The sequence below is a fragment of the Bacteroidota bacterium genome (assembly GCA_030706745.1).
GTDB lineage: Bacteria > Bacteroidota > Ignavibacteria > Palsa-1295 > Palsa-1295 > PALSA-1295.
This window is the reverse complement of record JAUZNX010000030.1, coordinates 1-1551: the sequence shown is the minus strand read 5'-3', so window position 1 is coordinate 1551 and position 1551 is coordinate 1. Positions and strand designations below refer to the sequence as shown.

Here is a 1551-nt window from a genome sequence, read left to right as displayed (position 1 = left end):
TTGCTGCGGCTGCGCCAATCCGGAATACGGATTGCGATCGACGATTTCGGAACCGGATATTCGTCTCTCGAATATCTCAGCCGCTTTCCCGTCGACCGCATCAAGATCGCGCAGAATTTCATCATCGATATGACCGCAACGTCGAACAACGCAACCATCGTGAAGGCGGCCATCGGCATGGCGCACGAACTGGGGATCGACGTCGTGGTGGAAGGTGTCAACACCGCCGAGCAGGTCGTGCTCATCCGCTCCTGGGGCTGCCGCAAGATCCAGGGATTTTATTTCTCGACGCCCATGTCGGCAGCGGAGACGGCCGCGGCCCTCAGAGGCGAGACGATCCTGCCGATGCAGGCGGTGCGGACGGATGCTGCGGCGTGAGGTGGAGAGAAGCCGGTAAAGAATCCGGTGACAGGAGCACCATACTCCAGTCGATTGCAAAACCCTGGCCGGTTAGCCGGTACGCACAAGCTTAGGGAACGTTACTCCTGTCACCGAATCCAAGGCCGTTGTTCAGTGTCGCGAATTGGTGCAATGTTGCGCTCCGTTAGACGAGTGTAATTGAATGGCAGCTACGCTGCGAAGGTTGCCATGTTTAGCCCAGAGATCATTCTTGATAGCCAATTTCGTTTCGACGACATCGAAATTAAAACAACCGAGTCGGATTGGGTGGTGCCAGCAGAATATGACCAAGCTGTCGATCGCATATGGTCGCAAAAACAGCAGGCAGCCCAAGACGGCGGCTATCCGATCTGGGACGGGACCTACTATCGCGTGGCAAACGTCTCGGAGGTAGCAGATAAGCAAAAGGCAATCGCTCTCCGCCTTGGCACAATTCCTTATCGGTACATCGCGAGCTATCCGCTGCTGCACGAACAACACGAACGTTGTAAACTCCCGCCGTTGCATCATCTCTCGACGGCTGCGGTCATCCGGACCAGCGATGGCCAGTATGTATTTGGCCGCCGAAGTCGCAGCGGAACGATCGACCTTATCGGCGGCGGCGCCCAGTGTGACGAGCTCGAAATCGCTACCGGCGCTGATCTTCAGAGGAACCTTACCAAGGAAATTCAAGAAGAGATCGGTGTCGAGTTTTCGGGGATACGGACTGTCCTTGGTATCGGCATCCTCATCTCCACTACATCAAATATATTGCTTGTAGCACTTGTCGAAACGGATGTATCCGCGAGCGATATCGAGGCAGGGTTTGCCAATCGCGAGGAAGACGAAATGGGAAGCCTTGTCTTTGTCGCGCCAAGCGAGGTCGCGTTGTTTCTTCGTGCGCTTTCTGACTATCGCGCACTCATCCCTCGGCTCCCCGGATTCAGTCAACTGGCCATGGATCGCATTCGCACCAAGTAGAGCGTATTAGATGCGGGGACCTTGTGCCTTCTCAGTCTTTGGGTTGACCCTAAGCCGCACTACCAGTGTGCATTGAACAGAATACTGCAATCTGTTCACAACCGGAGTCACTGCTGATCTTCCGGCCTCGCGCGCTCGTATTGGGAAGTCCGATCGGCCAAAAAGCATCCCAGCGACGCGCCACAAATCCTC

2 protein-coding genes are annotated in these 1551 nt (G+C 55.6%); both read left to right on the top strand.

Features of this window, described 5'->3' with window-relative positions; translation table 11 throughout:
• Nucleotides 1-378, top strand: a 378-nt coding sequence (locus tag Q8902_15940) for an EAL domain-containing protein (protein ID MDP4201046.1), incomplete at its 5' end; no start/stop codon positions are given.
• A gap of 210 nt (nt 379-588) precedes the next feature.
• The gene (locus Q8902_15935) at nt 589-1359 is read left to right on the top strand and encodes a hypothetical protein (GenBank protein MDP4201045.1); all 771 of its coding nucleotides are present in this window, start codon (nt 589-591) and stop codon (nt 1357-1359) included.
• The last annotated feature ends 192 nt before the right edge of the window (nt 1360-1551 follow it).